This is a genomic window from Streptomyces sp. NPDC038135, from assembly GCF_055601245.1.
The window spans coordinates 570,033-595,871 of record NZ_JBVJXS010000005.1 but is presented as its reverse complement, the minus strand read 5'-3'; the positions used below and the strand labels follow the sequence as shown (position 1 = coordinate 595,871).

The 25,839-nt window shown below is 72.2% G+C and carries 21 protein-coding genes; 16 read left to right on the top strand and 5 right to left on the bottom strand.

The genetic code is table 11. From position 1 onward, the window contains the following. Positions 1–5: 5 nt before the first annotated feature. Positions 6–782 (bottom strand): amino acid ABC transporter ATP-binding protein, encoded by a 777-nt coding sequence (locus tag ACZ7JA_RS17345; protein ID WP_389306445.1) that lies wholly within the window; start codon positions 780–782, stop codon positions 6–8. A 296-nt stretch (positions 783–1,078) separates the two neighbouring features. Here ACZ7JA_RS17345 and ACZ7JA_RS17340 point away from each other — a divergent pair, with 296 nt between their 5' ends. Both ACZ7JA_RS17340 and ACZ7JA_RS17335 read left to right on the top strand, forming a co-directional pair. Further along, positions 1,079–1,765, top strand: coding sequence for a response regulator transcription factor (locus tag ACZ7JA_RS17340; protein WP_351669719.1), 687 nt, complete (start codon positions 1,079–1,081; stop codon positions 1,763–1,765). 9 nt (positions 1,766–1,774) lie between these two features. Next, on the top strand, positions 1,775–3,181 hold the full coding sequence (locus ACZ7JA_RS17335) for a sensor histidine kinase (protein WP_470808961.1): 1,407 nt from the start codon (positions 1,775–1,777) through the stop codon (positions 3,179–3,181). Between the two features lie 40 nt (positions 3,182–3,221). Here the strand turns inward: ACZ7JA_RS17335 and ACZ7JA_RS17330 are convergent, their stop codons facing one another. Then, positions 3,222–4,220 (bottom strand): TAXI family TRAP transporter solute-binding subunit, encoded by a 999-nt coding sequence (locus ACZ7JA_RS17330; RefSeq protein WP_389306442.1) that lies wholly within the window; start codon positions 4,218–4,220, stop codon positions 3,222–3,224. 106 nt (positions 4,221–4,326) lie between these two features. Here ACZ7JA_RS17330 and ACZ7JA_RS17325 point away from each other — a divergent pair, with 106 nt between their 5' ends. From ACZ7JA_RS17325 to ACZ7JA_RS17310, 4 genes are all read left to right on the top strand, one after another. Then, entirely contained in the window at positions 4,327–4,734 is a 408-nt protein-coding gene (locus ACZ7JA_RS17325) for a pyrophosphohydrolase domain-containing protein (RefSeq protein WP_389306440.1), read from the top strand. Between the two features lie 182 nt (positions 4,735–4,916). Then, on the top strand, positions 4,917–5,666 hold the full coding sequence (locus tag ACZ7JA_RS17320) for a PP2C family protein-serine/threonine phosphatase (RefSeq protein WP_470808959.1): 750 nt from the start codon (positions 4,917–4,919) through the stop codon (positions 5,664–5,666). A gap of 33 nt (positions 5,667–5,699) precedes the next feature. Beyond that, complete coding sequence (gene miaB, locus ACZ7JA_RS17315; RefSeq protein WP_351669641.1) at positions 5,700–7,226, top strand: tRNA (N6-isopentenyl adenosine(37)-C2)-methylthiotransferase MiaB; 1,527 nt, start codon at positions 5,700–5,702, stop codon at positions 7,224–7,226. 124 nt (positions 7,227–7,350) lie between these two features. Next, positions 7,351–8,064, top strand: a complete 714-nt coding sequence (locus ACZ7JA_RS17310; RefSeq protein WP_470808956.1) for a class III extradiol dioxygenase subunit B-like domain-containing protein — start codon at positions 7,351–7,353, stop codon at positions 8,062–8,064. A 100-nt stretch (positions 8,065–8,164) separates the two neighbouring features. Here the strand turns inward: ACZ7JA_RS17310 and ACZ7JA_RS17305 are convergent, their stop codons facing one another. After that, positions 8,165–8,437, bottom strand: coding sequence for an antitoxin (locus ACZ7JA_RS17305; protein WP_351669637.1), 273 nt, complete (start codon positions 8,435–8,437; stop codon positions 8,165–8,167). Positions 8,438–8,462: 25 nt separating this feature from the next. Then, the gene (locus ACZ7JA_RS17300) at positions 8,463–8,762 is read right to left on the bottom strand and encodes a hypothetical protein (RefSeq protein WP_470808954.1); all 300 of its coding nucleotides are present in this window, start codon (positions 8,760–8,762) and stop codon (positions 8,463–8,465) included. Between the two features lie 179 nt (positions 8,763–8,941). Between ACZ7JA_RS17300 and miaA the strand changes: the two genes are divergently transcribed. From miaA to hflX, 6 genes are all read left to right on the top strand, one after another. Then, on the top strand, positions 8,942–9,880 hold the full coding sequence (gene miaA / locus ACZ7JA_RS17295) for a tRNA (adenosine(37)-N6)-dimethylallyltransferase MiaA (RefSeq protein WP_470808952.1): 939 nt from the start codon (positions 8,942–8,944) through the stop codon (positions 9,878–9,880). 108 nt (positions 9,881–9,988) lie between these two features. Continuing rightward, positions 9,989–10,513 (top strand): hypothetical protein, encoded by a 525-nt coding sequence (locus ACZ7JA_RS17290; RefSeq protein ID WP_351669716.1) that lies wholly within the window; start codon positions 9,989–9,991, stop codon positions 10,511–10,513. A gap of 260 nt (positions 10,514–10,773) precedes the next feature. Beyond that, positions 10,774–11,643 (top strand): diaminopimelate epimerase, encoded by an 870-nt coding sequence (dapF, locus tag ACZ7JA_RS17285; protein WP_351669631.1) that lies wholly within the window; start codon positions 10,774–10,776, stop codon positions 11,641–11,643. 283 nt (positions 11,644–11,926) lie between these two features. Continuing rightward, positions 11,927–14,095, top strand: coding sequence for a RelA/SpoT family protein (locus tag ACZ7JA_RS17280; RefSeq protein WP_351669629.1), 2,169 nt, complete (start codon positions 11,927–11,929; stop codon positions 14,093–14,095). Positions 14,096–14,205: 110 nt separating this feature from the next. Further along, positions 14,206–15,729, top strand: a complete 1,524-nt coding sequence (locus tag ACZ7JA_RS17275; RefSeq protein WP_470808950.1) for a M1 family metallopeptidase — start codon at positions 14,206–14,208, stop codon at positions 15,727–15,729. 134 nt (positions 15,730–15,863) lie between these two features. After that, positions 15,864–17,354 (top strand): GTPase HflX, encoded by a 1,491-nt coding sequence (gene hflX, locus ACZ7JA_RS17270; RefSeq protein WP_351669625.1) that lies wholly within the window; start codon positions 15,864–15,866, stop codon positions 17,352–17,354. Positions 17,355–17,495: 141 nt separating this feature from the next. Here hflX and ACZ7JA_RS17265 read toward each other — a convergent pair whose 3' ends face one another. Continuing rightward, positions 17,496–18,728: a trypsin-like serine peptidase gene (locus ACZ7JA_RS17265; protein WP_351669623.1), complete on the bottom strand. Its 1,233-nt coding sequence runs from the start codon at positions 18,726–18,728 to the stop codon at positions 17,496–17,498. Positions 18,729–19,193: 465 nt separating this feature from the next. Here ACZ7JA_RS17265 and ACZ7JA_RS17260 point away from each other — a divergent pair, with 465 nt between their 5' ends. The 4 genes from ACZ7JA_RS17260 to ACZ7JA_RS17245 all read left to right on the top strand — a co-directional run bounded on the left by ACZ7JA_RS17260 (position 19,194) and on the right by ACZ7JA_RS17245 (position 25,811). After that, positions 19,194–20,666 (top strand): diaminobutyrate--2-oxoglutarate transaminase family protein, encoded by a 1,473-nt coding sequence (locus ACZ7JA_RS17260; RefSeq protein WP_389305861.1) that lies wholly within the window; start codon positions 19,194–19,196, stop codon positions 20,664–20,666. Between the two features lie 230 nt (positions 20,667–20,896). Continuing rightward, entirely contained in the window at positions 20,897–22,873 is a 1,977-nt protein-coding gene (locus ACZ7JA_RS17255; RefSeq protein WP_470808947.1) for an IucA/IucC family protein, read from the top strand. 65 nt (positions 22,874–22,938) lie between these two features. Beyond that, on the top strand, positions 22,939–23,613 hold the full coding sequence (locus ACZ7JA_RS17250; protein ID WP_450742916.1) for a GNAT family N-acetyltransferase: 675 nt from the start codon (positions 22,939–22,941) through the stop codon (positions 23,611–23,613). 206 nt (positions 23,614–23,819) lie between these two features. Further along, positions 23,820–25,811 carry an ATP-dependent DNA helicase gene (locus ACZ7JA_RS17245; protein WP_389305855.1) on the top strand — a complete coding sequence of 664 codons (1,992 nt, stop codon included), beginning with the start codon at positions 23,820–23,822 and terminating at the stop codon, positions 25,809–25,811. Positions 25,812–25,839 lie beyond the last annotated feature (28 nt).

Genomic DNA, 25,839 nt, shown 5'->3' with positions numbered 1-25,839 from the left:
CGCGGTCAGTGGTGCAGGATCTTCGACAGGAAGTCCTTGGCCCGGTCGCTGCGCGGCGCGCTGAAGAACTGGTCGGGCGCGGCCTGCTCGACGATGCGGCCGTCCGCCATGAAGACCACCCGGTTCGCGGCCGACCGTGCGAAGCCCATCTCGTGGGTGACCACGATCATCGTCATGCCCTCGCGGGCGAGCTGCTGCATGACCTCGAGGACCTCGTTGATCATCTCGGGGTCGAGGGCCGAGGTCGGCTCGTCGAAGAGCATGACCTTCGGGCCCATCGCCAGCGCCCGGGCGATCGCGACGCGCTGCTGCTGGCCACCGGAGAGCTGTGCGGGGTACTTGTCGGCCTGGGTGCCCACACCGACCCGGTCGAGGAGCGCGCGGGCCTTCTCCTCGGCCTGCTTCTTGTCCGCCTTGCGGACCTTGATCTGGCCCAGCATCACGTTCTCGAGCACGGTCTTGTGCGCGAAGAGGTTGAAGGACTGGAAGACCATGCCGACGTCGGCGCGCAGCCGGGCCAGCTCCCTGCCCTCATGGGGCAGCGGCTTCCCGTCGATCGTGATGGTGCCGGAGTCGATGGTCTCCAGCCGGTTGATGGTGCGGCACAGCGTCGACTTCCCGGACCCGGAGGGCCCGATGACCACGACGACCTCGCCGCGGGCGATCGTCAGGTCGATGTCCTGGAGCACATGCAACGCGCCGAAGTGCTTGTTGACGCTCTTCAGGACGACCAGTTCGTCGGTCGCGGCCACGTCTTCCTTGGCCACCGATACTTCGGTCATCGCTCTCGGGCTCCGTCCTCCTCGGTTTCCGTGGACAGTAGTGAGACCCCGTGACCAGCGTCATCACATCTGAGGGGAATCTGAGCATCACGATCCGATAGCAATCGGACACGTGTCGTAGCACTTGCGTTATGTGCCACGTATCGGGCGCATAACGGAAGCGGCAGGCAACCGGAACCCTCTTGACGCCGTCCTTGTCCATCGGCGTGACTTCCATCGTGCACGCGCGTGTGCACGTGAGATACAAGCCGAACGAGAACGACGACCGTATGACCACTGAACCGGAGGGGGCGGCGATGAGACTGCTGCTCGTCGAGGACGACAACCACGTCGCCGCGGCCCTGTCCGCGGTCCTCGCGCGGCACGGCTTCGACGTCACCCACGCGCGCAGCGGCGAGGAGGCCCTCCAGGCGCTCGTTCCCGAGGGCGCGGGATTCGGCGTGGTCCTGCTCGACCTGGGCCTGCCCGACCAGGACGGCTACGAGGTCTGCGGCAAGATCCGCAAGCGCACCAGCACCCCGGTGATCATGGTCACCGCCCGCTCCGACGTCCGCTCCCGCATCCACGGGCTCAACCTGGGCGCCGACGACTACGTGGTGAAGCCGTACGACACCGGGGAACTGCTCGCCCGGATCCACGCCGTCAGCCGGCGCAGTGTGCACGAGGACCCCGCGCCGGACGCGGGGAGCGCGCTGCGGCTCGGCTCGGTGCACATCGAGCTGCCCACCCGTCAGGTCAGCGTGGACGGTTCGGTGATCCAGCTCACACGCAAGGAGTTCGACCTGCTCGCGCTGCTCGCGCAACGGCCCGGCGTGGTCTTCCGGCGGGAGCAGATCATCAGCGAGGTGTGGCGCACCAGCTGGGAGGGGACCGGTCGCACGCTGGAGGTGCACGTCGCGTCCCTGCGCGCCAAGCTGCGCATGCCCGCGCTGATCGAGACCGTACGAGGCGTCGGCTACCGGCTCGTCGCCCCGGCCGCCTAGCGGGGACGGGTGCGCACCCGGCTGCTGCCGCTGCTCATCGTTCTGATGGCGGCCGTGCTCCTCGCCCTGGGCGTGCCGCTCGCCGTCAGCCTGGCCGCCTCCCAGCAGCAGACGGTCGTGGTCGACCGGATCGACGACACCGCGCGTTTCGCCGCGCTCGCCCAGTTCGTCACCGACGTCCCCACCGCGTCCCGGCCGTCCACCACGGACGAGCGCCGGCAGATCCTGCGCCGCGAACTCGACAGCTACCACGGCGTCTACGGCATCCGCGCGGGTGTCTTCTACAGCAACGACGCCGCCATGGCCAACGCCCCCGGCGACTGGCTGCTGCCGCGGACGGGTGAGGTGCGGGAGGCCTTCGACGAGGCGCTGCTCAGCCGACGCAGCCACGACCCGCGGCAGGTGTGGCCCTGGCAGCACGGCCGGCTGGTCGTCGCCTCACCGGTGATCCGGGACGGGGACGTGGTGGCCGTCGTGGTCACCGACTCGCCGACCGGGCAGCTGCGCTCGAACATCCTGCGCGGGTGGCTGGTCATCGCGGCCGGCGAGGTCGCCGCGATGCTGCTCGCCGTCGGCGCCGCGCTGCGGCTGACCGGCTGGGTGCTCAGACCGGTGCGCGTCCTGGACGCGACCACGCACGACATCGCCACCGGGCGCCTGAAGTCCCGGGTCGCGGTCGGCGGCGGGCCGCCGGAACTCAGACGTCTGGCCCGGTCGTTCAACGAGATGGCGGACAACGTCGAGGACGTCCTGGAACAGCAGCGCGCCTTCGTCGCCGACGCCTCGCACCAGTTGCGCAACCCGCTGTCGGCGCTGCTGCTGCGCATCGAGCTGCTCGCCCTGGAACTCCCCGAGGACAACGCGGAGATCGCCTCGGTCCGCACCGAGGGCAAGCGTCTCGCGCAGGTCCTGGACGACCTGCTCGACCTGGCGCTGGCCGAGCACGCGGAGGCCGACCTCCGGCTGACCGACATCGGCGCGCTGGCCGGGGAGCGGGTGGCGGCCTGGGCGCCGGCCGCCGCCGCCAAGGGCGTCCGGCTCACGGGCGACTGCCCGCCGACGACCGGCTGGGCCGACCCGATCACCCTGTCCAGCGCGCTGGACGCGGTGATCGACAACGCCGTGAAGTTCACCCCCGAGGACGGCACGGTCGAGGTCACGGTGGCCTCCAACGGCGACAGCACGACCGTCCGTGTCGACGACACCGGACCCGGACTCACCGACGAGGAACTCACGCGCGTGGGCGACCGTTTCTGGCGCAGCGGCCGCCACCAGAACGTCAAGGGCTCCGGACTCGGCCTGTCCATCACCCGCGCCCTGCTCGCCGCGGGCGGCGGCTCACTCGACTGCGCGCACCACGAGCCACGGGGACTGACGGTCACGGTGACGGTGCCGCGGCACGCCGAGCCACGCTAGACACGCGCCCGGACTGCCGGGCCCCGCGCGAAGCGGCCCGCTACGGCTTGACCGACCGGTAGTAGCGCCGGGCCCCCTGGTGCAGGGGCAGCGGGTCGGTGTAGATGGCGGTGCGCAGATCCACCAGTTGCGCGGAGTGGACATGGGCGCCGATGTCGTCCCGGCTCTTGATCACCGTGCGGGTCACCCACTCGGTCAGCCGGGGATCCATGTCCGAGCGGGTCATCAGCACGTTGGAGACCGCGATCGTCGCCACCGTCGAGCCGTGCTGCACGCGCGCGTACGCCGACTCCGGGATGTTGGTGGCACGGTAGTACCGCCCGGTCTCGTCGCCCGCGTGCAGCTTGGCGGCCAGATCGCCGTCGATCGGCACGAACTTGAAGGCGCCCTTCCTCGCCAGTCCCTCCAGCCCCTTCGTGGGCAGCCCGCCCGACCAGAAGAACGCGTCGAGCTTGCCCTGCGCGAGGCGGGCGGGTCCGGTGTCTATGCCGTCCGACACCGGAGTGACGTCCTTGTGCGGGTCGATGCCGGCGGCCCTGAGCACCCGGTCGGCGATCAGCCGCACCCCGGAGTCGGGCAGACCGGTGGCCACCCGCTTGTGCCGCAGATCCTCGACACTCTCGACCGCCGAGTCACGCGGCACGATGAGCTGCACGTAGTCGTCGTACAGCCGGGCCACTCCGCGCATCCGGCCCGCCGAGCCGGGGTGCCGCTGCTCGTACGTCGCCACCGCGTCGGCCGCCGCGATCGTGAAGTCGGCGTGGCCGGTCGCCACCCGCTGGACGTTCTGCTGCGAACCGGCGCTGTTCAGCAGCTTCACCTTCAGGCCGGGCATGTCCTTCGCCATCTCGGTGCGCAGCCGCTCGCCGTACTCCTCGTAGACCCCGCGGGACGTGCCCGTACTGAAGACGATCGTCCCGCTCGGCGGCTTCTCGCCCAGGGGCAGCAGCCACCACAGCAGCAGCCCGAGGGCCACGGCACCGACGGCCGCGCTCTGCAGCGCCCGGCGCCTGCTGACACGGGGGAACACCTTGGACATGCGGGCGATCCTGCCAGCCACCCGCGGGGCTGACCAGGGCCGGGGTCACCGCGGGCCGCGACGGCGGCGCGGCCGGGCTGTCGGTGGCGGCCGTTACAGTCGCCGCATGAGCACTTCGCCCGCCCGTCTCGTCCGCGAATTCCACCTCGCCTTCGGCCTCGACGCGCACAGCACGCCCACCGAAGTGGCTCCCGCGCTGGCCGCGCATCGCGGGGAACTGCTCGCCGAGGAGGCCGCGGAGGTCGCCGAGGTGTCGGTCGAGGGCCCGCTGGACCGGCTCGCGCACGAGCTGGCCGACGTGGTGTACGTGGCGTACGGCACCGCGCTGGTCCACGGCATCGACCTCGACGAGGTGATCGCCGAGATCCACCGCGCCAACATGAGCAAGCTGGGCCCCGACGGCCAGGTCGCCCGGCGCGCCGACGGCAAGGTCCTCAAGGGGGAGCACTACCGGGCGCCGGACGTGTCCGCCGTGCTGCGCCGCCAGGGCTGGAGAGCGGACGGCGCGGCCTGACACCCGCCGCCTGAGCCGGCCGCCACGCCGCTCGCCGCTCCACCGCCCCCCAGCCCGCCGGGACGGTCGGTGGCCGGGGGGAACGCCTAGGCTTGGGAGCGAGGATCTGCCGCGCCCGGTCCCGCCGGCGAGCCGGCGTACGGGCGGGGGACCGGTCCCCTGTGCGAAGGCGGTGACCTGCCATGCCGTACGCGGTGGTGAGTGCGCTGAGCCATCCCGGGCTGGTCCGCGAACGCAACGAGGACAGCCTCGTCGCCGGGCCGTGGACCCTGTGCGCGACGGTCACCGAGAACCCGCAGACCCTGGTTTTCCCGCTCGGCACACCTCTCGTCGTCGCCGTGGCCGACGGGCTCGGCGGACATCCCGGCGGCCATGTGGCCAGCGCCCTGGTGGCCCGCCGGATCGCGGCCGTCGCTCCCGGACTGGATGGCGAGCAGGCGGTCCGTGACGCCGTGGACGACTGCAACCGCGCCGTCCAGGCAGCCGCCGGCGGCGACTCGGGGGGTGAGTTCGCGACCATGGGCACGACCGTGGCCGGCGTCGTGCTGCGGCCCGGCTCGCTGCTGGTGTTCAACGTGGGCGACAGCCGGGTCTACGCGGCCGGCCGGGACGGACTGCGGCTGCTCAGCGTCGACGACCGTCCCCCGCCGGATTCCGCGTGGGGCGCCAGCCACCTCGTCACCCAGTGCCTGGGCGGCAGCCGCGCGTACCGCCCAGTGCGCGCCCATGTGACCGAGCGGTCCCTGACGCCCGCAGACCGCTGCCTGCTGTGCACCGACGGCCTGACCGATCCGCTGCCCGACGACGTGCTCGACGAGGTGATGCGGGAGCACGACGACGGCCGGGCGGCGTTCGAACTGTGGAAGGCCGCCGTCGCGGCGGGCGGCCCGGACAACATCACGCTGGCCGTCGTGCGTGTGGCGGACGAGTGAAGGGGCCCTTCGGCGAGCACCTACCCTTGACCCATGACCAGCAGCAGCGACCGGAGCCTCGCAGTGGACGTCCAGGGACCGAAGACCTACGAAGTGCGCACCTACGGGTGCCAGATGAACGTCCACGACTCCGAGCGGTTGTCCGGGCTGCTCGAGGAGGCCGGCTACGTGCGCGCCCCCGAGGGATCGGACGGCGACGCCGACGTCGTCGTGTTCAACACGTGCGCGGTGCGGGAGAACGCCGACAACCGGCTGTACGGCAACCTCGGCCGGCTGGCGCCGAAGAAGGCCTCGCGGCCCGGCATGCAGATCGCGGTCGGCGGCTGCCTGGCGCAGAAGGACCAGGACACCATCGTGAAGAAGGCGCCCTGGGTGGACGTCGTCTTCGGTACGCACAACATCGGCAAGCTGCCCGTCCTGCTGGAGCGCGCCCGCGTCCAGGAGGAGGCGCAGGTCGAGATCGCCGAGTCCCTCGAGGCCTTCCCCTCCACGCTGCCCACGCGGCGCGAGAGCGCGTACGCGGCCTGGGTGTCGATCTCCGTCGGCTGCAACAACACCTGCACCTTCTGCATCGTCCCGGCGCTGCGCGGCAAGGAGAAGGACCGCCGCACCGGCGACATCCTCGCCGAGATCGAGGCCCTGGTCGGCGAGGGCGTCTCCGAGATCACGCTGCTGGGCCAGAACGTCAACGCCTACGGCTCGGACATCGGCGACCGCGAGGCCTTCAGCAAGCTGCTGCGCGCCTGCGGGAACATCGAGGGCCTGGAGCGCGTGCGGTTCACCTCCCCGCACCCGCGCGACTTCACCGACGACGTCATCGCCGCCATGGCCGAGACGCCGAACGTCATGCCGCAGTTGCACATGCCGCTGCAGTCCGGCTCGGACACGGTCCTGAAGGCGATGCGCCGCTCGTACCGGCAGGAGCGCTACCTCGGGATCATCGAGAAGGTGCGCGCCGCCATCCCGCACGCGGCGATCACCACCGACATCATCGTGGGTTTTCCCGGCGAGACCGAGGAGGACTTCGAGCAGACCCTGCACGTCGTGCGGGAGGCCCGCTTCGCGCAGGCGTTCACCTTCCAGTACTCCAAGCGGCCCGGCACCCCGGCCGCGACCATGGAGCACCAGATCCCCAAGGAGGTCGTCCAGGCCCGCTACGAGCGTCTGGTCGCCCTCCAGGAGGAGATCTCCTGGGAGGAGAACAAGAAGCAGGTCGGCCGCACGCTGGAGCTGATGGTGGCCGAGGGCGAGGGCCGCAAGGACGGCGCCACCCACCGGCTGTCCGGCCGGGCCCCGGACAACCGTCTGGTCCACTTCACCAAGCCGGAGCAGGAGGTGCGCCCCGGTGACGTCGTCACCGTCGAGATCACCTACGCCGCCCCGCACCACCTCCTCGCCGAGGGCCCCGTCCTCGACGTGCGCCGCACGCGCGCGGGCGACGCCTGGGAGAAGCGCAACGCCGCCGAGGCCGCCAAGCCGGCGGGCGTGCTGCTCGGTCTGCCGAAGGTCGGCGTACCCGCGCCGCTGCCCGCCGTGGCGAGCGGCTGCGGCTGCGACTGAGCGGCACGGAAGCCGGCCGGCGTGCGCACCGCCCAGGGCCCCGGTCCGGTGACCGGTCCGGGGCTCGGTGTGGCGCTCGGCCTGGGGTAACGCTCCGTCTCCGGACGGCGTTACCCTGCCGGTCATGCTTGTCGCCGCCGCCGTCTGCCCCTGCCCGCCGCTGCTCGTGCCCGAGGTGGCCGCGGGCGCCGCACCGGAACTGGACCCCGCGCGCGCGGCCTGCGCCGACGCGCTCGGCGTGCTCGCCGCCGCCCGGCCCGACATCCTCGTGGTGGTCGGGCCGGCCGAGCGCGACGGGCGCGGACGGCACCCGCAGGGCGCTCCCGGGTCCTTCCGGGGATTCGGTGTCGACATGGCCGTGCGGCTCGGCCCCGCCACGGGCGCCGCCGCCGAGCGCGAGCTGCCGCCGTCGCTGGCCGTCGCGGCGTGGCTGCTGGAGCGCACCGGGTGGGCGGACGCCCCGATCGAGGGGCTCGGGGTCGGGGAACCGCTCGAACCCGAGCGGTGCGTGGAGACCGGCAGGGAGCTGGGTGCCCGGGCCGGGCGGGTAGCGCTGCTGGTGATGGGGGACGCCAGCGCCTGCCGCACCGTGAAGGCGCCGGGCTACCTCGACGAGCGGGCGGCGCCGTTCGACGCCGCGGTGGCACGCGCCCTGGGCGCGGCGGACGTCGCGGCGCTCCAGTCCCTGGATCCGGGCCTCGCGTACGAGCTGAAGGCCTCCGGACGCGCTCCCTGGCAGGTCCTGGCGGGCGCCGCGGAGGGCGCGGGCCTCGAAGGCGCGCTGCTGTACGACGACGCGCCCTACGGCGTCGGATACCTCGTCGCCACCTGGTCGTAGGCCGCGCGGAGGGCGCCCGCGGGCCACGGGCACGAAACGGCGGACGGCCGGGAGGCGTGGTGCCCCGCGACCGTCCGACGAGCCGTGTGCCGTGTGCCGTTCAGGAGGTGGGCGGCGGCCCTTCCGGCCGGGCCGGCGGATTCGCACCGCCGACGTGCGGCTCGTCCTTGTGCGCGAGGCGGTCCATCGCATCCTTCGCCTTGCCCGTACCGGCGTGGATCTTGTCGGTGTACTTGCCCTTGGTCCGCTCGTCCACGGCCCGCGCGGCCTTGTCGATGCCGTGCTGCACCTTGTCCCCGTGCCTGTTCGCCAGATCCGACACCTTGTCCCTGGCCGGACCCAGCCTGGCCTTCATGTTCTCGAAGAGACCCATGCTCCACCTTCCCTGACGGGGACGGTCACCTGCGGGCGCCCTCACCGGCCTCGCTGTCGGCGGCCTCGTCCGCGGACTGCTGCTTGGGGATCTCCGGGCCCTCGGCAGCGTCGGCGTCGTCGGCCGCGCGGGACTCCGGGGCGTCCGCGGCGGCCGTCTCTTCCTCGTGCGCCTCCTCGGACACGCCCGTCGCCCCAGCCGTCTCGGCGCTCTCGACCGTCTCGGGCGCCGCGGTCTCCTCCGGCGCGTCGCCGGCCGGCCCTTCGGCGGCCGACGCCTCCTGCTTCGCCTTCGACCTGCCGAGAAGCCGTGCAAAAACGCCCATAACCACTCCATACGTTACTCGTGCGGGTGAAATCCCGCGTCAAGCGGTGCGTCCGTCCGCGCCACCCGGGCCACCGCCTCCAAAGACCGAGCGGGCGGTACCCCGGTGCAACGAACCGGGATGCGCGCCGTCACGTAACTCGTTCGAGGCGCGGCTGGGAGGTTTGCGAGACTGGTGCGGTGAGCAGCGCAGCCCCCGCCCCCCGCGTCATCGCCGTCGTCGGCCCCACAGCGGCCGGAAAGTCCGATCTCGGCGTGTTCCTGGCCCAGCGACTCGGCGGGGAGGTCGTCAACGCCGACTCCATGCAGCTGTACCGAGGGATGGACATCGGTACCGCCAAACTGACGCCCGAGGAGCGGGCGGGTGTCCCGCACCACCTGCTGGACATCTGGGAGGTGACGGCCGCCGCCTCGGTCGCCGAGTACCAGAAACTCGCCCGCGCGCGGATCGACGCGCTGCTCGCCGAGGGCCGCTGGCCGATCCTGGTCGGCGGCTCCGGGCTGTACGTACGCGGAGCCGTGGACAACCTCGAGTTCCCCGGCACCGACCCCGTGATCCGGGCCCGTCTGGAGGAGGAGCTGGCGCTGCGCGGCTCCGGCGCGCTGCACGCCCGCCTGGCCGCCGCCGACCCCGAAGCCGCCCGCGCCATCCTGCCCGGCAACGGCCGCCGCATCGTCCGCGCCCTGGAGGTGATCGAGCTCACCGGGCAGCCCTTCACCGCCAACCTCCCCGGCCACGACTCCGTCTACGACACCGTGCAGATCGGTGTGGACGTCGCCCGCCCCGAGCTCGACGAGCGCATCGCGCTGCGCGTCGACCGGATGTGGGAGGCGGGGCTGGTGGACGAGGTGCGCGCGCTGGAGGCGCTGGGGCTGCGGGAGGGCCGGACGGCCTCGCGCGCGCTGGGCTACCAGCAGGTGCTCGCCGCCCTCGCCGGGGAGTGCACCGAAGCGGAGGCGCGCGCCGAGACCGTGCGCGCCACCAAACGCTTCGCGCGCCGTCAGGACTCCTGGTTCCGGCGCGATCCGCGGGTGCACTGGCTGAGCGGTGCGGCGGCGGACCGGGGGGAACTCCCGCGACTGGCTCTGGCCGTGGTCGAACGACCGGTCACAGCCTGATCACGTGATGGCATCGGGATGCGCCGCCGGTCAACGCGGCCTCCGGCGCCGTGCCATCATCGAGCTTCGATCGACCAAGTGGAGTCCTAGTTGGGAGGGCGCGTGGCGATGGAGGCCGGCCCTCGCGACACCGCACGAAGTGCCGAGCAGATCACGACCGACCCCGCCGAACCGGAACAGGGCGAGGACCGGCTGACCGACGACGCGGGGCATCTCGCCGACGACGGCCCGGACGACACCGAGGGCGGCGTCACCGCCGACGGCCCCGCGCCCGAGGAGATGTACGCGAGCGGCCCGGAGGTCGAGGTCGAGCTGCGTCCGCAGCGGCGGCTGCGCATCTGGCAGCTCGCGCCGATCGTGGCCCTGGCCGCAGGCGGCTCCCTGATGTTCGCCTTCCCGCTCGCCTTCGACTTCGGCGACAGCGGCGCGGTCATCGCCATGCTGGGCCTGCTGATCTGCTCCTGCGCCGCGGGCTGGGGCATGATGGCCGCCCGCCGGGTGGGCCACACCTGGCCGGGGCTGCCGGCGCGCGGCTCCGGGCGCCGCCCCGACTGGCGGGTCGTCCTCGCCTACGTGCTCCTGGTGGCCCTGGTGGCCGTCCTCGCCGTGTGGCGCGTGGCCCGGCTGCGCTAGGTCGTGTCCGCAAAGTCGCGTCGTTCGCCCGCAGGGCGGGCGTCGCGGCGTCCGGTGCGTGCTCTGGGGGTCCCCCCGGCCGAAGGCTGGGGGAGTGCCGGCCGGACGCCCTCGTACTGGGTGTACTCGGGCTTTCGGCCGGTGCGGCGAGAGTGCGTGCCGGGTGTCGTGACGCAGACGCGACTTTGCGGACACGACCTAGCCCCGCCCGCCTCCCGGGCGGCGCCGCCGTTGTCGTACCGACCCCGTACGATCGAGGAATGAGCACGCGGATCGCCTTCCTCAAGGGCCACGGCACCGAGAACGACTTCGTGATCCTCCCGGACCCGGAGAACACCCTCGACCTGACCCCGGCCGAGGTCGCCGCCCTGTGCGACCGCCGGGCCGGCATCGGCGGCGACGGGGTGCTGCACGTCGTGCGGTCCGCCGCGCACCCGGAGGCCCGCGGCATGGCCGCCGAGGCGGAGTGGTTCATGGACTACCGCAACGGCGACGGCTCGATCGCGGAGATGTGCGGCAACGGCACCCGTGTGTTCGCCCGCTACCTCCAGCACGCCGGCCATGTGGCCGAAGGTGACATCGCGATCGCCACGCGCGCGGGCGTGAAGAGCGTCCACATCGCTAAGGACGGAGACGTCACCGTCGGTATGGGCAGCGCACGCCTGCCCGACGGAGAGGTCACGGTGAGCGTGGGCGAGCGCACCTGGCCCGCGCGCAACGTGAACATGGGCAACCCGCACGCCGTCGCCTTCGTGGACGACCTCGGGCACGCCGGTGACCTGCTCTCCCCGCCGCCGTTCGCCCCCGCCACCGCCTACCCGGAGGGCGTCAACGTCGAGTTCGTCGTCGACCGCGGCCCGCGGCACGTGGCGATGCGGGTGCACGAGCGCGGCTCCGGCGAGACCCGCTCGTGCGGCACCGGCGCGTGTGCCGTCGCCGTCGCCGCCGCCCGCCGTGACGGCGCCGACCCCGCCCGCACCGGAGCCCCGGCGACGTACACCGTGGACGTGCCCGGCGGCCGTCTGGTCATCACCGAGCGGCCCGACGGCGAGATCGAGATGACCGGACCCGCCGTGATCGTCGCCGAGGGCGAGATCGACGCCGAGTGGCTGGAAAGCGCGCTTCGCTGACCTGGTGAGACCACTGCCGTGATGGCTCCCGCGCGCCGGACCAGCGACTTCCGGCGGCGGGGCGCCGTTCGAAACCCCGGCCGAGCCCAGTGCAGGTGGCGCATACTCTAAACCTCCACGCCGTCGCTCGATTGGGTGATCCGTTTCACGCTCGGCGAGAGGCGGTCAGCCGCACGTGATGGGCTCGGTAGCATCAAGCACCGGCACGGACGGGGGAACGTCGCCATCCCTGAGCCGCGCACGCCCCGGGCTCCGTCCGCCGGTCCACGAGCCGGAGGTGCCCATGAGTGCGGAGGCCACGAACCCTGCGAACCCCGGCCCGGCCGCGCCCGCGGCGGCGCCCGCCGCGGTCCGCCGGAAGTCCCGGGCCCGGATCGACCTGCGCCGGCTCGGCCGGGCCGCGCTGCTCGGCCCCGCCGCGCGCGACAAGCTGCCCGACGCCATCAGCCACGTCGTCGACGCGCACCGCGCCCACCACCCCGACGCGGACCTCGAACCACTGCGCCGCGCCTACGTCCTGGCCGAGTCCTCGCACCGCGGCCAGATGCGCAAGAGCGGCGAGCCGTACATCACGCACCCCCTGGCCGTGACCCTGATCCTCGCCGAACTCGGCGCCGAGACGACGACCTTGACGGCTTCCCTGCTCCACGACACCGTCGAGGACACCGACGTGACGCTGGACCAGGTGCGGGAAGAGTTCGGCGAGGAAGTGCGCTATCTCGTCGACGGCGTCACCAAACTGGAGAAGGTCGACTACGGGGCCGCCGCCGAGCCCGAGACCTTCCGCAAGATGCTCGTCGCCACGGGCAGCGACGTGCGGGTGATGTCGATCAAACTCGCCGACCGCCTGCACAACATGCGCACCCTCGGCGTGATGCGCCCCGAGAAACAGGCGCGGATCGCCAAGGTCACCCGGGACGTCCTCATCCCGCTCGCCGAACGCCTCGGCGTGCAGGCGCTGAAGACCGAACTGGAGGACCTGGTCTTCGCCATCCTCCACCCCGAGGAGTACGAGCACACCCGGGAGCTGATCGCCGGGAACGCGGCCCACCCCGACGACATCCTCGCGGAGACAGCCGAGTCGGTACGCGCGGTGCTGCGCGACGCCGACATCGCCGCCGAAGTCCTCATCCGCCCCCGGCACTTCGTCTCCGTCCACCGGGTGGCCCGCAAACGGGGGCAGTTGCGCGGCGCCGACTTCGGACGGCTGCTGGTGCTCGTGGCGGAGGACGCGGACTGCTATGGCGTCCTGGGCGAGCTGCACACGTGCATGACACCGGTCGTCTCCGAGTTCAAGGACTTCATCGCCGTACCCAAGTTCAACCTCTACCAGTCGCTGCACACCGCCGTCGCCCGCCCCGACGGCCAGGTCGTCGAGGTTCTCATCCGCACCCACCAGATGCACCGGGTCGCCGAGGCCGGCGTCGTCGCGCTCGGCAACCCCTACGCCCCCGGGGCCGACGACCCCGCCGACGGCGAGCGCGCCGACCCCACCCGCCCCGGCTGGCTCTCCCGCCTCCTCGACTGGCAGGAGGCCGCGCCCGACCCCGACACCTTCTGGTCCACCCTGCGCGAGGACCTCGCCCAGGACCGCGAGATCACCGTGTACCGGCCCGACGGCGGCGCCCTCGGTCTGCCCGAGGGCGCAAGCTGCGTGGACGCCGCCTACGCCCAGTACGGCGAGGACGCCCACGCCTGCATCGGCGCCCGCGTCAACGGCCGCCTGGCCACTCTCAGCACCGTGCTGCGGGACGGCGACACGGTCCAGCTCCTCATGGGCCAGGACCCGGCCTCCGAGCCCTCCCGCGAATGGCTGGAGCACGCCCACACCGCCGCGGCGCGGATCGCCATCCAGCGGTGGCTGGCCGCGCACCCGGGCGGCAGCGGCGAGGCGCAGGCCGAAGCGCGGGCAGAGGAGGAACGTGCCGCCGGGAGCGCGGCCGGCGAGGCCGCCCCCCGGCCCGCCGAGGCCGGGAGCACCGGCGCCACCGGCCCACGCGGCGCCGACGTGCTCCTGGACCGGCCCGGTGCCACCGTCCGTCTCGCGGGTTGCTGTACGCCCGTGCCGCCCGACGGGATCACCGGCTTCGCGGTGCGCGGGGGAGTGGTGACCGTGCACCGCGTGGAGTGCGCCGCGGTGGCGGAGATGAAGAACCGGGGGCGCACCGAGATCGACGTGCGCTGGGGGGACACCGCCGAGTGCCGGGTCACCCTGGTCGCCGAATCGTTCGGCCGCCCGCATCTGCTGGCCGACCTGACCGAGGCGATCGCCCTGGCCGGCGTCGACATCGTCTCCGCGACCGTGGAACCCCCGAGCCAGCAGCGCGTCCGGCACACCTACACACTTCAGCTCCCGGACGCGGCCCGCCTCCCGACCCTCATGCGGGCGATGCGCGACGTACCAGGGGTGTTCGACGTGGCCCGGGCCCAGCACCAGGCGCCCGCCTCCTGAGGGGACGCCGCCGACCGGGTTCCTGAAGAAGGCTCTGCGGACGAACCCGATCGGGTGGGCCCGGCGCGCGTCGCCGTCGTGCCGCACGCGCGCGCTGGTAGCGGTGGTCCATGCCGCTCACCCTCCGCTGGGGCCGGAACACCCGCCCCTTCCGCCGCCGGAAGGCCGCCCTGCTCGCCTCCGCCGTCTCCGTCTGCCTGCTCGCCGCCGCCGCCCCGGCCGAGCCCCTGGGCGTCGGCGACCGGCTCTTCCCGACCCTGGGCAACCCGGGATACGACGTGGCGTCGTACGACCTGTCCTTCACCTATTCCGGGAAGAACGACAAGCCGCTGCGGGCCGTCACGACCATCGACGCGTGGACGACCACCGGCCTCGACCGGCTCAACCTCGACTTCGCGCACGGCACCGTCGAGTCCGTCGAGGTGGATGGCCGCCCCGCGGCCTTCGCCGGCGCGGGCGAGGACCTGGTGGTCACGCCCGACCACCGGCTGCCCCGGGGAAGCTGGACCCGGATCACCGTGAAGCACACCAGCGACCCCGTCAGCGCCAAGGGCCAGGACGGCGGCTGGGTGCGCACCACCGACGGCCTGGCGATGGCCAACCAGGCCGACGCCGCCCACCTGGTCTTCCCGTGCAACGACCACCCGTCGGACAAGGCGATGTTCACCGTCCGGGTCACCGCCCCGAACGACTACACCGTCGTGGCGAACGGCCTGCCCACCGGCACCGAGCGCGTCGGCCGGGCCACCACCTGGACCTACCGCACCCAGCACCCCATGGCCACCGAGCTCGCCCAGGTGTCGATCGGCCGCTCCGCAGTGGTGCGCCGCAAGGGACCGCACGGGCTGCCGGTCCGCGACGTCGTACCCAGCGCCGACCGCAAGGCCCTCGAACCCTGGCTCGCGAAGACGCCCGGCCAGATCGCATGGCTGGAGAGCAAGGTCGGCTCCTACCCGTTCGAGACGTACGGGCTGCTCATGGCGCAGGCCTCCACCGGCTTCGAACTCGAGACGCAGACCCTCTCGCTCTTCGAGAAGGACCTCTTCACGAAACCCGCCTACCCGGCCTGGTACGTCGACTCGATCATGGTGCACGAGCTGAGCCACCAGTGGTTCGGCGACAGCGTCAGCCCCCGCACCTGGTCCGACGTGTGGCTGAACGAGGGGCACGCCACCTGGTACGAGTCCCTCTACGCGCAGGAGAAGTCGAAGCGGTCCATAGAGGACCGCATGAAGGCCGCCTACGGCGCATCCGACCGCTGGCGGGCCGACGGCGGCCCCCCGGCCCGGCCCAAGGCCCCCGCGCCCGGCCAGAAGATCAGCATCTTCCGGCCGAACATCTACGACGGCGCGGCGCTGGTGCTCTACGCCCTGCGCCAGGAGATCGGCACGCGGGCCTTCGACCGCCTGGAGCGGGCCTGGGTCCGGGACCACCGCGACTCGACCGCCACCACCGCCGACTTCGTCCGCCAGGCCTCGGCGATCGCCGGCCGCGACCTGACCGGTTTCTTCCAGCCCTGGTTGTACGGCGAGAAGACCCCGCCGATGCCCGGACACCCGGACTGGAAGAGCGGCAAGTCCGCCAAGGAACCCAAGCGGGACAAGCGCGGTAAGAAGGGCGGGGGCCGGGAATAAGACGGTGACGAGCCCTGCCGCGCCGTGCGAACATCTTCGGGTCGGCGCGGCACGGGACACGGGAATCTCCCGGGGTACCCGTGCGTTGTCCCTGATGAACGCCGACTCGGCATTTCCACCGACGTAAGGATCCAATGACCTCCTCTTCTTCCCCTTCCCAGGACACCAAGCGCCTCGCGCACGACTATCCCGAAGGTCTTCGGGCCGATGCCCTGATGGAAGAGGACGTCGCCTGGAGCCACGAGATCGACGGCGAGCGGGACGGCGACCAGTTCGACCGCTCCGAGCGCGCGGCACTGCGCCGCGTCGCGGGCCTCTCCACCGAGCTGGAGGACGTCACCGAGGTCGAGTACCGACAGCTCCGTCTGGAGCGGGTCGTGCTCGTCGGGGTGTGGACCACCGGCACCATCCAGGACGCGGACAACTCCCTCGCGGAGCTGGCCGCCCTCGCGGAGACCGCCGGCGCGCTCGTGCTCGACGGCGTCATCCAGCGCCGGGACAAGCCCGACGCGGCCACCTACATCGGCTCCGGCAAGGCCCTGGAACTGCGTGACATCGTCATCGATACGGGCGCGGACACCGTCATCTGCGACGGTGAGCTGAGCCCCGGCCAGCTCATCCAGCTCGAGGACGTCGTCAAGGTCAAGGTCATCGACCGTACGGCCCTGATCCTCGACATCTTCGCGCAGCACGCCAAGTCCCGAGAGGGCAAGGCGCAGGTCGCCCTGGCGCAGATGCAGTACATGCTCCCCAGGCTGCGAGGCTGGGGTCAGTCGCTGTCCCGCCAGATGGGTGGCGGTCGCGGCGGCCTGGCCACCCGTGGTCCCGGTGAGACCAAGATCGAAACGGACCGGCGCCGGATCCGCGAGAAGATGGCGAAGATGCGCCGGGAGATCGCGGACATGAAGACCGGCCGCGAGATCAAGCGCCAGGAGCGCCGGCGCAACAAGGTGCCGTCCGTCGCCATCGCGGGCTACACCAACGCCGGAAAGTCCTCCCTGCTCAACCGCCTGACGGGCGCGGGCGTCCTGGTCGAGAACGCGCTGTTCGCGACCCTCGACCCGACCGTGCGCCGGGCCGAGACCCCCAGCGGGCGGCTGTACACGCTGGCCGACACCGTCGGCTTCGTGCGACACCTGCCGCACCACCTGGTCGAGGCGTTCCGCTCCACCATGGAGGAGGTCGGCGACTCCGACCTGATCCTGCACGTGGTGGACGGCTCGCACCCGGTCCCGGAGGAGCAGCTGGCCGCCGTGCGCGAGGTGATCCGGGACGTCGGCGCCACCGACGTGCCCGAGATCGTCGTGATCAACAAGGCGGACGCGGCCGACCCGCTGGTGCTCCAGCGGCTGCTGCGGGTGGAGAAGCGCTCCATCGCCGTCTCGGCCCGCACCGGCCAGGGCATCGAGGAACTGCTCGCCCTGATCGACAACGAGCTGCCCCGCCCCTCGGTCGAGGTCGAGGCACTCGTCCCGTACACCCACGGCAAGCTCGTCGCCCGCGCCCACACCGAGGGCGAGGTGCTCTCCGAGGAGCACACCGCGGAGGGCACCCTGCTCAAGGTCCGGGTGCACGAGGAGCTGGCCGCGGACCTGGCGCCCTACACGCCGGCGCCCGCGGCCTGACGCCAGGACGACACGGCATCGACGAGAGGCCCACCACCCGTTACGGGTGGCGGGCCTCTCGTCATGGGCTCACACCGGACTCGTCACCGTCCGCCGTACGCGCGGCTCAGGTCCGTCCGGACCGGTGGGGAGCGGTGGATCTCACCGGCCGGCGAACTTCCGGCTGACCGAGTCGTACACGCCCTTGGCCACGTCACCCAGACGGGGACCGGCCAGCCAGCCCGCGCGCACCGGGCCGATCGAGGTGTTCGACACCAGGGCCGGCTTGCCGTCCGAGCCGGTCTCCACCCAGCCGCCGCCGGAGGAGCCGCCGGTCATCGTGCAGCCGATGCGGTACATCGTCGGGTCCGACTTGGCGAGGGACAGCCGGCCCGGCTTGTCCTGGCACTGGTAGGCGAGCTGGCCGTCGTAGGGAGCCGCGGCGGGGTAGCCCGTCGCCGTGATGCTCTGCACCTTCGGCACGGCCGGGGCGCCGAAGTTCACCGGAAGCGCTCCGCCGACCGTCTCCTCCAGCGACTTGCCCGTGCTGCCCTGCTCCGGCGTCACATGAATGACCGCGAAGTCGTACGAGGCGCCGTTGCCGCCGGTGCGGCCGCCCTGGTCGATCCACTGCTGCGAGGTCTTCGCCGCGTCGGCCCACCAGACGCCGTACGGCGCGACCTCGGCCCGGCTCGCGTTCTGCAGCTGGGCGTTCGACCTGCCCTGGTTGTTGTACGACGGCACGAAGGCGATGTTGCGGTACCAGCCGCCGCTCTTGCCGGCGTGCACACAGTGGCCGGCCGTCCAGATGAGGTTCGACTTGCCCGGGTGCGCCGGGTCCTGCACGACCGTCGCCGAGCAGACCATCGTGCCCTCGGGGGAGTCGAAGAAGACCTTGCCCGAAGCGGCCGCGCTGGTGTGGTAGGGCGGCCGGACCGCCTGTGCCGTCACCGGCGCCGGGGTCGGGTCCGTCACGCCCTGGTCACCGGAGAGGTCGTTGTCGTCGACGCGCTTGGCTGGGTCGTCGGCGTCCCGCATCCGGTCCGGGTCCCACAGGCCCTTGATGATGGGATTGATGAAGTCGTTGGCCTCGCGCAGCCAGTCGTCCCGGTTCCAGTTCTTCCAGGCGCCGCCCTTCCACTTGTCGACGTCGATCCCGTGCTCCTTGAGCTTCTGACGGATGTCGTCCGGGATCTTGATCTTGCCGTCGCCGGTGCCGCTCTGGGTCGCGACGGCGGTCGGCCTGTCATCGGCGTTGTCGTTGCCGTCGCCGTTGCAGGCCGTGGCGGTCAGCGCCAGCGCCGAGACGAGGGCGACCGTCGCCAGCACGGGGGAGGTCCTGCGCGGCGCGCCCCTCCCTCGGCGAACGGTGAACGACGGCCGTATGGATCGCATGCTGTTGACTCCCCCTGATGTGAAGGTACTCGGCGCTTCGGCCCCGGCACCGGCACCGCACTCATGGGGAGTTGACGCCGGTCCACCGGTCCGCCGGGAACGGCCTCACACACTATGCGCTCGCTGTGGGGGAGTTCCGACGGTCCGGCAACGGTTCGGCCACAAGCGGTCTGACCTGGACGCACACGAGCCGCGGCCCCGTGAGCGGCGAGCGAGTGGGGCGCTGGGGGCGATCAGGCGCCGGGCAGGACCGCGGGAGCGCCCCGGCGCGGCGTCGCGAGGGCTGGAGCCACGGGCGGTTCGGCCGCCGTCCCGAGATCTCAGGGGCCGTCCGGAGATCACAGGGATCGCCGGGCAACCCGTAACCCGTGGGCCGGTACGCGGTTGTAGGGGTGGGGGGTCGGCTGCCTGTGCCCGGTCCCCGCGGATCAACTCGCCTCTGGACAGCGGGGAGGACAGCGAGTCGTGGCCGTGACCGAGTCGGTGGCTGAAGGTGCGTACGGGGAGAAGAGCGCGGTGCACGAGGGGATCCTCAGGCGCCAGTCGGCGCGTGAGTCCGCGGCACGCACCTACGCGCGAGCCCTGCCCATCGTGCCCGTGCGGGCGCGGGGGCTGACCATCGAGGGCGCCGACGGCCGCCGCTACCTGGACTGCCTCTCCGGAGCCGGAACCCTGGCCCTCGGCCACAACCACCCGGTCGTCCTGGAGGCCATCCGCCGGGTCCTCGACTCCGGCGCACCGCTCTCCGTCCTCGACCTCGCCACACCGGTGAAGGACGCCTTCATCACCGAGCTGTTCCGTACCCTGCCGCCGGGGCTCGCCGATCGCGCCCGGGTGCAGTTCTGCGGCCCGGCCGGTACCGACGCCGTCGAAGCGGCCCTCAAACTGGTCCGCACCGCGACCGGACGCACCGGCATGCTCGCCTTCACCGGCGCCTACCACGGCATGACGGCCGGGGCCATGGCCGCCTCCGGCGGGGCCCCCGACGTACGCGTCGCACGGCTGCCGTACCCGCAGGACTACCGCTGCCCCTTCGGCGTCGGCGGCCCGCGCGGGGCAGAACTCGCCGCCCGCTGGGCCGAGTCCCTCCTCGACGACCCGAAGTCCGGCGTACCCCTCCCCGCGGGGATGATCGTCGAACCCGTCCAGGGCGAGGGCGGCGTGATCCCGGCGCCGGACGACTGGCTGCGCCGCATGCGGCAGATCACCGCCGACCGGTCCATCCCGCTGATCGCCGACGAGATCCAGACCGGCGTAGGCCGCACGGGCGCATTCTGGGCCGTGGAGCACAGCGGTGTCACGCCCGACGTCATGGTCCTGTCCAAGGCCATCGGCGGCAGCCTCCCGCTGGCCGTGGTCGTCTACCGCGACGACCTCGACGCCTGGCAGCCCGGCGCCCACGCGGGCACCTTCCGCGGCAACCAACTGGCCATGGCAGCGGGCACCGCCACCCTGGCCTACGTACGGGAGAACGCACTCGCCGAGCGGGCCGCCGCCCTCGGCTCGCGGATGCTGTCCCAACTCAGCCGGCTTCAAGACGCGTTTCCGTGCGTGGGTGACGTCCGGGGCCGCGGGCTGATGATCGGCATCGAGATGGTGGACCCGGACAGCGAGGCGACCGGACCGGACGAGGCCACCTTCACCGGCGACCACCGGACCGGCGTCGAAGGCCTCCGGCCCACCCGCACCCCGCACCGCGCCGCCCCCGAACTCGCGGCGGCCGTCCAACGGGAGTGCCTCGACCGGGGACTCATCGTGGAACTCGGCGGACGCCACGCCGGCGTCGTACGGCTCCTTCCACCGCTGACCATCTCCGACGAGCAGGCGGCAGCCGTCATGGACCGCCTGGCCGACGCGGTGGCAGCGGCGGCCCGCCGGCATCAGAACCACGGCCGCAGACACCGCCACCACGCCGACCCCGACCCTGGCAACGGCTAGCGGCCCGCGGGAACGACGGCTCCGCCAGGGGGGCCCGAGAAGCCACCCACACCCCATCCCCTTCCTCCCCTCCGGACCTCCGTTGCCCGCGTACGACGCGCCCGAGGTGGCTGCCACCCCCGGCCACCCCGGCCCGCGACGACCGCACAACGGCACCACCGCTCAGACACGCCGCGACCACTTTCACCCCCTCGCCTGCTTACTCCAGCCCAACCCTCCGAGGAGCCGTCTTGAACGCCACTCCCGCACCCGACGGCCGTTCCGGCAGCCCCGACGAACAGGGCGACTCCGGGACCCAGCCCTCCCATGTGCCGCTCGCCGAGTCGTTCCCCCAGCAGAAGCGACGAGCGCCGGACAGCACGAGCGCGGTGGCACCCGGAGCCGACCCGCTGGAGGATCCCGATCCCGGCAATGTCGCCCAGGCCGCCGCCGTGGAGAACCTCCTGCGCTGCTGGGTACGGGAGACAGGCGTCGCCGCCCCAGCCACCGGCATTCTTCGCATCCCGCTCCTCCGCAGCGGGACCGCGTTGATCGTCCAGGTCCGGTACTGGTCCCCGGCGGGCTGGCACCGCTTCGGGCCGGTCCACCTCGCCGGCGCCGAGACGGCTCCGCCCGTCGACGCGATCACCCTCGCGGCACTCCTGGCGAGGGAGACACCCGACGGCATCCACAGCATCCGGAACGTCCAAGGAAACCAAGGCACCCCCAGTGGCCCGGAGCAGCCAGGGGCCGCCGGTGACGGCGGCGACCTGGTCGCCAGGGTGGCCGACTCGCTGCGTCGCATCGCGACGTTCATCAGCGACCGGCGCGCACACCCGGACGACGGCCCCGATCTCTTCCTCAGCGCCGAGCAGTCCCTCCTCCTCGGACACCCCCTGCACCCGGCCCCGAAGAGCCGGGAAGGGCTGACCGAGGCAGAAGGCCCGCTGTACTCACCGGAGTCGCGCGGCTCGTTCCCGCTGTACTGGTGGGCCGTGGCCCCCTCTCTACTGGCGGCCGACTCGGCCTGGACGGAGCGCGGACGTACTGTCCCCGCTGACCGGCTCACCCAGCGGCTCGCCGGAGCCCCCCTTCCCCTGCCCGACGGATTCGCCGCGCTGCCGCTGCACCCCTGGCAGGCCAGGGAGCTCAGGCACCGCGAGGCGATCGCCGCCCTGCTCGACTCCGGAGCCCTCCGCGACCTCGGCCCGCTCGGCTCACCCTGGCATCCCACCTCCTCCGTACGAACCGTCCATCGATCCGAAGCCCCCGCGATGCTGAAACTGTCGCTGGGCCTGCGCATCACCAACTCCCGACGCGAGAACCTGCGCAAGGAACTCAACCGGGGAGTCGAGGTGCACCGCTTGCTGCGCGGCGGCCTCGCCCGTCAGTGGCGCGCCGCCCACCCCGCATTCGACATCGTCCGCGACCCCGCCTGGCTCGCCGTCGACGACCCGGACGGGCGGCCCCTTCCCGGCCTCGACGTCATGATCAGGCACAACCCGTTCACCCCGGCCGATGACGTGAGCTGCCTGGCCGGACTCGTCTCGCCCCGGCCGCTCCCCGAACCGGACACCGAGCCGTGGCCGGCGAAGGGGTCGACGGCCCTGCGGTCCCGTCTGTCGCGACTCGTCGCTCGGCTCGCCGCACGCACCGGGCGCCCCGTCGGAGCCGTCGCCGCCGAGTGGTTCCTGCGCTACCTGGAACAGGTCGTCCGGCCCGTGCTCTGGCTCGACAGCGAGGCCGGCATCGCCCTCGAAGCGCATCAGCAGAACACGCTCGTCCTGCTCGACCGCGACGGCTGGCCCGCCGGCGGCCGCTACCGGGACAACCAGGGCTACTACTTCCGTGAGTCCCGGCGAGCCGAACTGGACGCGCGGCTGCCCGGCATCGGAGTGCGCAGCGACACCTTCGTAGCGGACGAGGTGACCGACGAACGCTTCGGGTACTACCTCGCCGTCAACAACGTGCTCGGGCTGATCGGCGCCTTCGGCTCCCAGCAACTCGCCGACGAACGGCTGCTCCTCGCGGCGTTCCGTGGCTTCCTCACCGATGCCGCCTCGGATCCCCTCGCCCTGCGGACCCCGCTGCCCGCCCTGCTGCTCGACTCACCTGTCCTGCGCTGCAAGGCCAACCTGCTGACCCGGCTGAACGGCATGGACGAACTCGTCGGCCCGGTCGACACCCAGTCCGTCTATGTCACCATCGCCAACCCCCTTCACTCCTGAACGAAAAACGGCCTGCTCTGTCGCGTCCCGCGAATCCTCCATCTCCCTCTGCTGAAAGGAGCACCATGCCCTCCACCGACACCAGCGCGGACACCGCAACTCCCGAGGACGGCGAAGCCACGCTGCATCTGCGTCTGCCCGCCGAGTTCGTCGCCCTCTTCACCACCGCCGACCTGCTCGACAACGTGTCCGGCTGGGGGCCCACCCGCACCCCCGTGGGCCTCTTTGAACTGGTCCCCGTGCGCCTGCAGGACGACCTCCCGCTCATTCACCACTGGATGAACGACCCCGCTGTCGCCGCCTTCTGGGAACTGGCCGGGCCCCCGGACAGGACCGAGGAGCACCTTCGCGCCCAACTCGACGGCGACGGCCGCAGCGTGCCGTGCCTGGGCGTGCTGGACGGCGTCCCCATGAGCTACTGGGAGATCTACCGGGCGGACCTCGACCCGCTGGCCCGCCACTGCCCGACTCGTCCGCACGACACCGGCATCCACCTGCTGATCGGTGAGGCCGCCGACCGCGGGAGGGGCCTTGGCTCCGCCTTGCTCAAGGCCGTGGCCGATCTCGTCCTGGACCGTCGTCCCGCCTGTGCCCGGGTCGTCGCCGAACCGGATCTTCGCAACACCGCCTCCCTCACCGCCTTCCTGCGTGCCGGGTTCCGGTTCACGTCCGAGGTCGACCTGCCCGGCAAGCGGGCCGGCCTCGTGATCCGGGACCGTGTCCCGAATCGGCTGGCGTGACGATCGGTGATGACGTCGTCACATTGAGTACGAATGGCGACTCGGCCAGGTTCCCGGGCGTCGCGAGAAATGCCGCGAGACATTTCGGAACACCGGTCGAGCCACCGCAGCAGCCCCCGTGCCTCAGGAGCCCAGGCAGTGATCCCACCCCCCGCCCCCGCCTTGACCGCCCGTTTGTCAGTGCCGGGCCGTAGGGTGGTCAGGCTATGACGAAGCCCTCACTCCCCGAACTCCTGCATGCCGCTGTCGCAGCCGTCGGCGGCACGGAGCGCCCCGGCCAGGTGACCATGGCCGAAGCGGTCGCCGAGGCGATCGACGACGGATCCCACCTGCTGGTCCAGGCCGGCACCGGCACCGGAAAGTCGCTGGGGTATCTCGTGCCCGCGCTCGCGCACGGGGAGCGGGTGGTCGTCGCCACGGCCACGCTCGCACTGCAGCGCCAGCTCGTGGAACGCGACCTGCCGCGCACGGTCGACGCCCTGCATCCCCTGCTGCGCCGCCGGCCGGAGTTCGCCATGCTCAAGGGCAGGTCGAACTACCTGTGCCTGCACCGCCTGCACGAGGGCATGCCGCAGGACGAGGAAGAGGGACTCTTCGACCAGTTCGAGGCCGCCGCGCCCACCAGCAAGCTGGGCCAGGATCTGCTGCGCCTGCGTGACTGGGCCGACGAGACGGAGACCGGCGACCGCGACGGCCTCACACCGGGCGTCTCGGACCGTGCCTGGGCGCAGGTGTCGGTCTCCTCGCGGGAGTGCCTGGGCGCGTCGAAGTGCGCCTACGGCGCCGAGTGCTTCGCGGAGATGGCGCGCGAGCGGGCCAAGCTCGCCGAGGTCGTCGTCACCAACCACGCTCTCCTGGCCATCGACGCCATCGAGGGCGCCCCGGTGCTGCCGCAGCACGAGGTGCTGATCGTGGACGAGGCGCACGAACTCGTCTCCCGTGTCACCGGCGTCGCCACCGGCGAACTCACGCCCGGCCAGGTCAACCGCGCCGTGCGCCGGGCGGCCAAACTCGTCAACGAGAAGGCAGCCGACCAGCTCCAGACCGCCGCGGAGGGCTTCGAGCGGCTGATGGAACTCGCTCTGCCGGGCCGCCTCGAGGAGATCCCGGAGGATCTCGGCTACGCCCTGATGGCGCTGCGGGACGCGGCCCGCACGGTCATCACCGCGCTCGGCTCGACCCGCGACAAGTCCGTCCAGGACGAGGACGCCGTCCGCAAGCAGGCGCTGGCCTCGGTCGAGACCGTGCACGACGTGGCGGAGCGTGTGGTCAACGGCTCCGAGTGGGACGTGGTCTGGTACGAGCGGCACGACCGTTTCGGCGCCTCGCTGCGGGTAGCCCCGATGTCGGTGTCCGGGCTGCTCAGGGAGAAGCTCTTCGCGGACCGCAGCGTCGTCCTCACCTCGGCGACGCTGAAGCTGGGCGGCGACTTCAACGGCGTCGGAGCCTCGCTGGGGCTCGGCCCCGAGGGCACGGAGGGCGAGGACCTGCCGCAGTGGAAAGGCGTGGACGTCGGCTCGCCCTTCGACTATCCCAAGCAGGGCATCCTGTACGTCGCGAAGCACCTCGCGCGCCCCGCGCGGGACGGCGAGCGTGCCGACATGCTCGATGAGCTGACCGAACTGATCCAGGCGGCCGGTGGCCGCACCCTCGGGCTGTTCTCGTCCATGCGTGCCGCCCAGCTCGCCGCGGAGGAGCTGCGCTCCCGGATCCCCGAGTTCCCCATCCTGCTCCAGGGCGAGGAGACGCTCGGCGAGCTGATCAAGAACTTCGCCGCCGACCCGCGGACCTGCTTGTTCGGCACGTTGTCGCTGTGGCAGGGCGTCGACGTCCCGGGTCCGAGCTGTCAGCTGGTGATCATGGACAAGATCCCGTTCCCGCGCCCCGACGACCCGCTGATGAGCGCCCGGCAGAAGGCGGTGGAGGACGCGGGCGGCAACGGCTTCATGGCCGTGGCCGCGACCCATGCGGCCCTGCTCATGGCACAGGGTGCCGGCCGTCTGGTCCGGGCCTCGGGGGACCGGGGCGTGGTCGCGGTGCTGGATCAACGGCTCGCCACCGCGCGGTACGGCAGCTACCTCAAGGCGTCTCTGCCCGACTTCTGGTACACCACGGACCGCAACCAGGTGCGCAGATCACTGGCGGCCATCGACGCGGCAGCGAAGCAGGCGGAAGAGAAGCAGCCCCAGGAGCAGTGATCAGACCGCTGGTCCGGCCAACGTCGGG

What these genes read in the sequence shown, in the direction of transcription:
- miaB (WP_351669641.1), top strand. Translation starts at nt 5,700, where the DNA reads ATGACCAGCAGCAGCGACCGGAGCCTCGCAGTGGACGTCCAGGGACCG.
- ACZ7JA_RS17290 (WP_351669716.1), top strand. Translation starts at nt 9,989, where the DNA reads ATGGAGGCCGGCCCTCGCGACACCGCACGAAGTGCCGAGCAGATCACG.
- ACZ7JA_RS17345 (WP_389306445.1), bottom strand. Translation starts at nt 782, where the DNA reads ATGACCGAAGTATCGGTGGCCAAGGAAGACGTGGCCGCGACCGACGAA.
- ACZ7JA_RS17250 (WP_450742916.1), top strand. Translation starts at nt 22,939, where the DNA reads ATGCCCTCCACCGACACCAGCGCGGACACCGCAACTCCCGAGGACGGC.
- ACZ7JA_RS17310 (WP_470808956.1), top strand. Translation starts at nt 7,351, where the DNA reads ATGCTTGTCGCCGCCGCCGTCTGCCCCTGCCCGCCGCTGCTCGTGCCC.
- ACZ7JA_RS17275 (WP_470808950.1), top strand. Translation starts at nt 14,206, where the DNA reads ATGCCGCTCACCCTCCGCTGGGGCCGGAACACCCGCCCCTTCCGCCGC.
- ACZ7JA_RS17300 (WP_470808954.1), bottom strand. Translation starts at nt 8,762, where the DNA reads ATGGGCGTTTTTGCACGGCTTCTCGGCAGGTCGAAGGCGAAGCAGGAG.
- ACZ7JA_RS17280 (WP_351669629.1), top strand. Translation starts at nt 11,927, where the DNA reads ATGAGTGCGGAGGCCACGAACCCTGCGAACCCCGGCCCGGCCGCGCCC.
- ACZ7JA_RS17340 (WP_351669719.1), top strand. Translation starts at nt 1,079, where the DNA reads ATGAGACTGCTGCTCGTCGAGGACGACAACCACGTCGCCGCGGCCCTG.
- ACZ7JA_RS17325 (WP_389306440.1), top strand. Translation starts at nt 4,327, where the DNA reads ATGAGCACTTCGCCCGCCCGTCTCGTCCGCGAATTCCACCTCGCCTTC.
- ACZ7JA_RS17330 (WP_389306442.1), bottom strand. Translation starts at nt 4,220, where the DNA reads ATGTCCAAGGTGTTCCCCCGTGTCAGCAGGCGCCGGGCGCTGCAGAGC.
- ACZ7JA_RS17245 (WP_389305855.1), top strand. Translation starts at nt 23,820, where the DNA reads ATGACGAAGCCCTCACTCCCCGAACTCCTGCATGCCGCTGTCGCAGCC.
- ACZ7JA_RS17305 (WP_351669637.1), bottom strand. Translation starts at nt 8,437, where the DNA reads ATGGGTCTCTTCGAGAACATGAAGGCCAGGCTGGGTCCGGCCAGGGAC.
- hflX (WP_351669625.1), top strand. Translation starts at nt 15,864, where the DNA reads ATGACCTCCTCTTCTTCCCCTTCCCAGGACACCAAGCGCCTCGCGCAC.
- ACZ7JA_RS17265 (WP_351669623.1), bottom strand. Translation starts at nt 18,728, where the DNA reads ATGCGATCCATACGGCCGTCGTTCACCGTTCGCCGAGGGAGGGGCGCG.
- ACZ7JA_RS17320 (WP_470808959.1), top strand. Translation starts at nt 4,917, where the DNA reads ATGCCGTACGCGGTGGTGAGTGCGCTGAGCCATCCCGGGCTGGTCCGC.
- dapF (WP_351669631.1), top strand. Translation starts at nt 10,774, where the DNA reads ATGAGCACGCGGATCGCCTTCCTCAAGGGCCACGGCACCGAGAACGAC.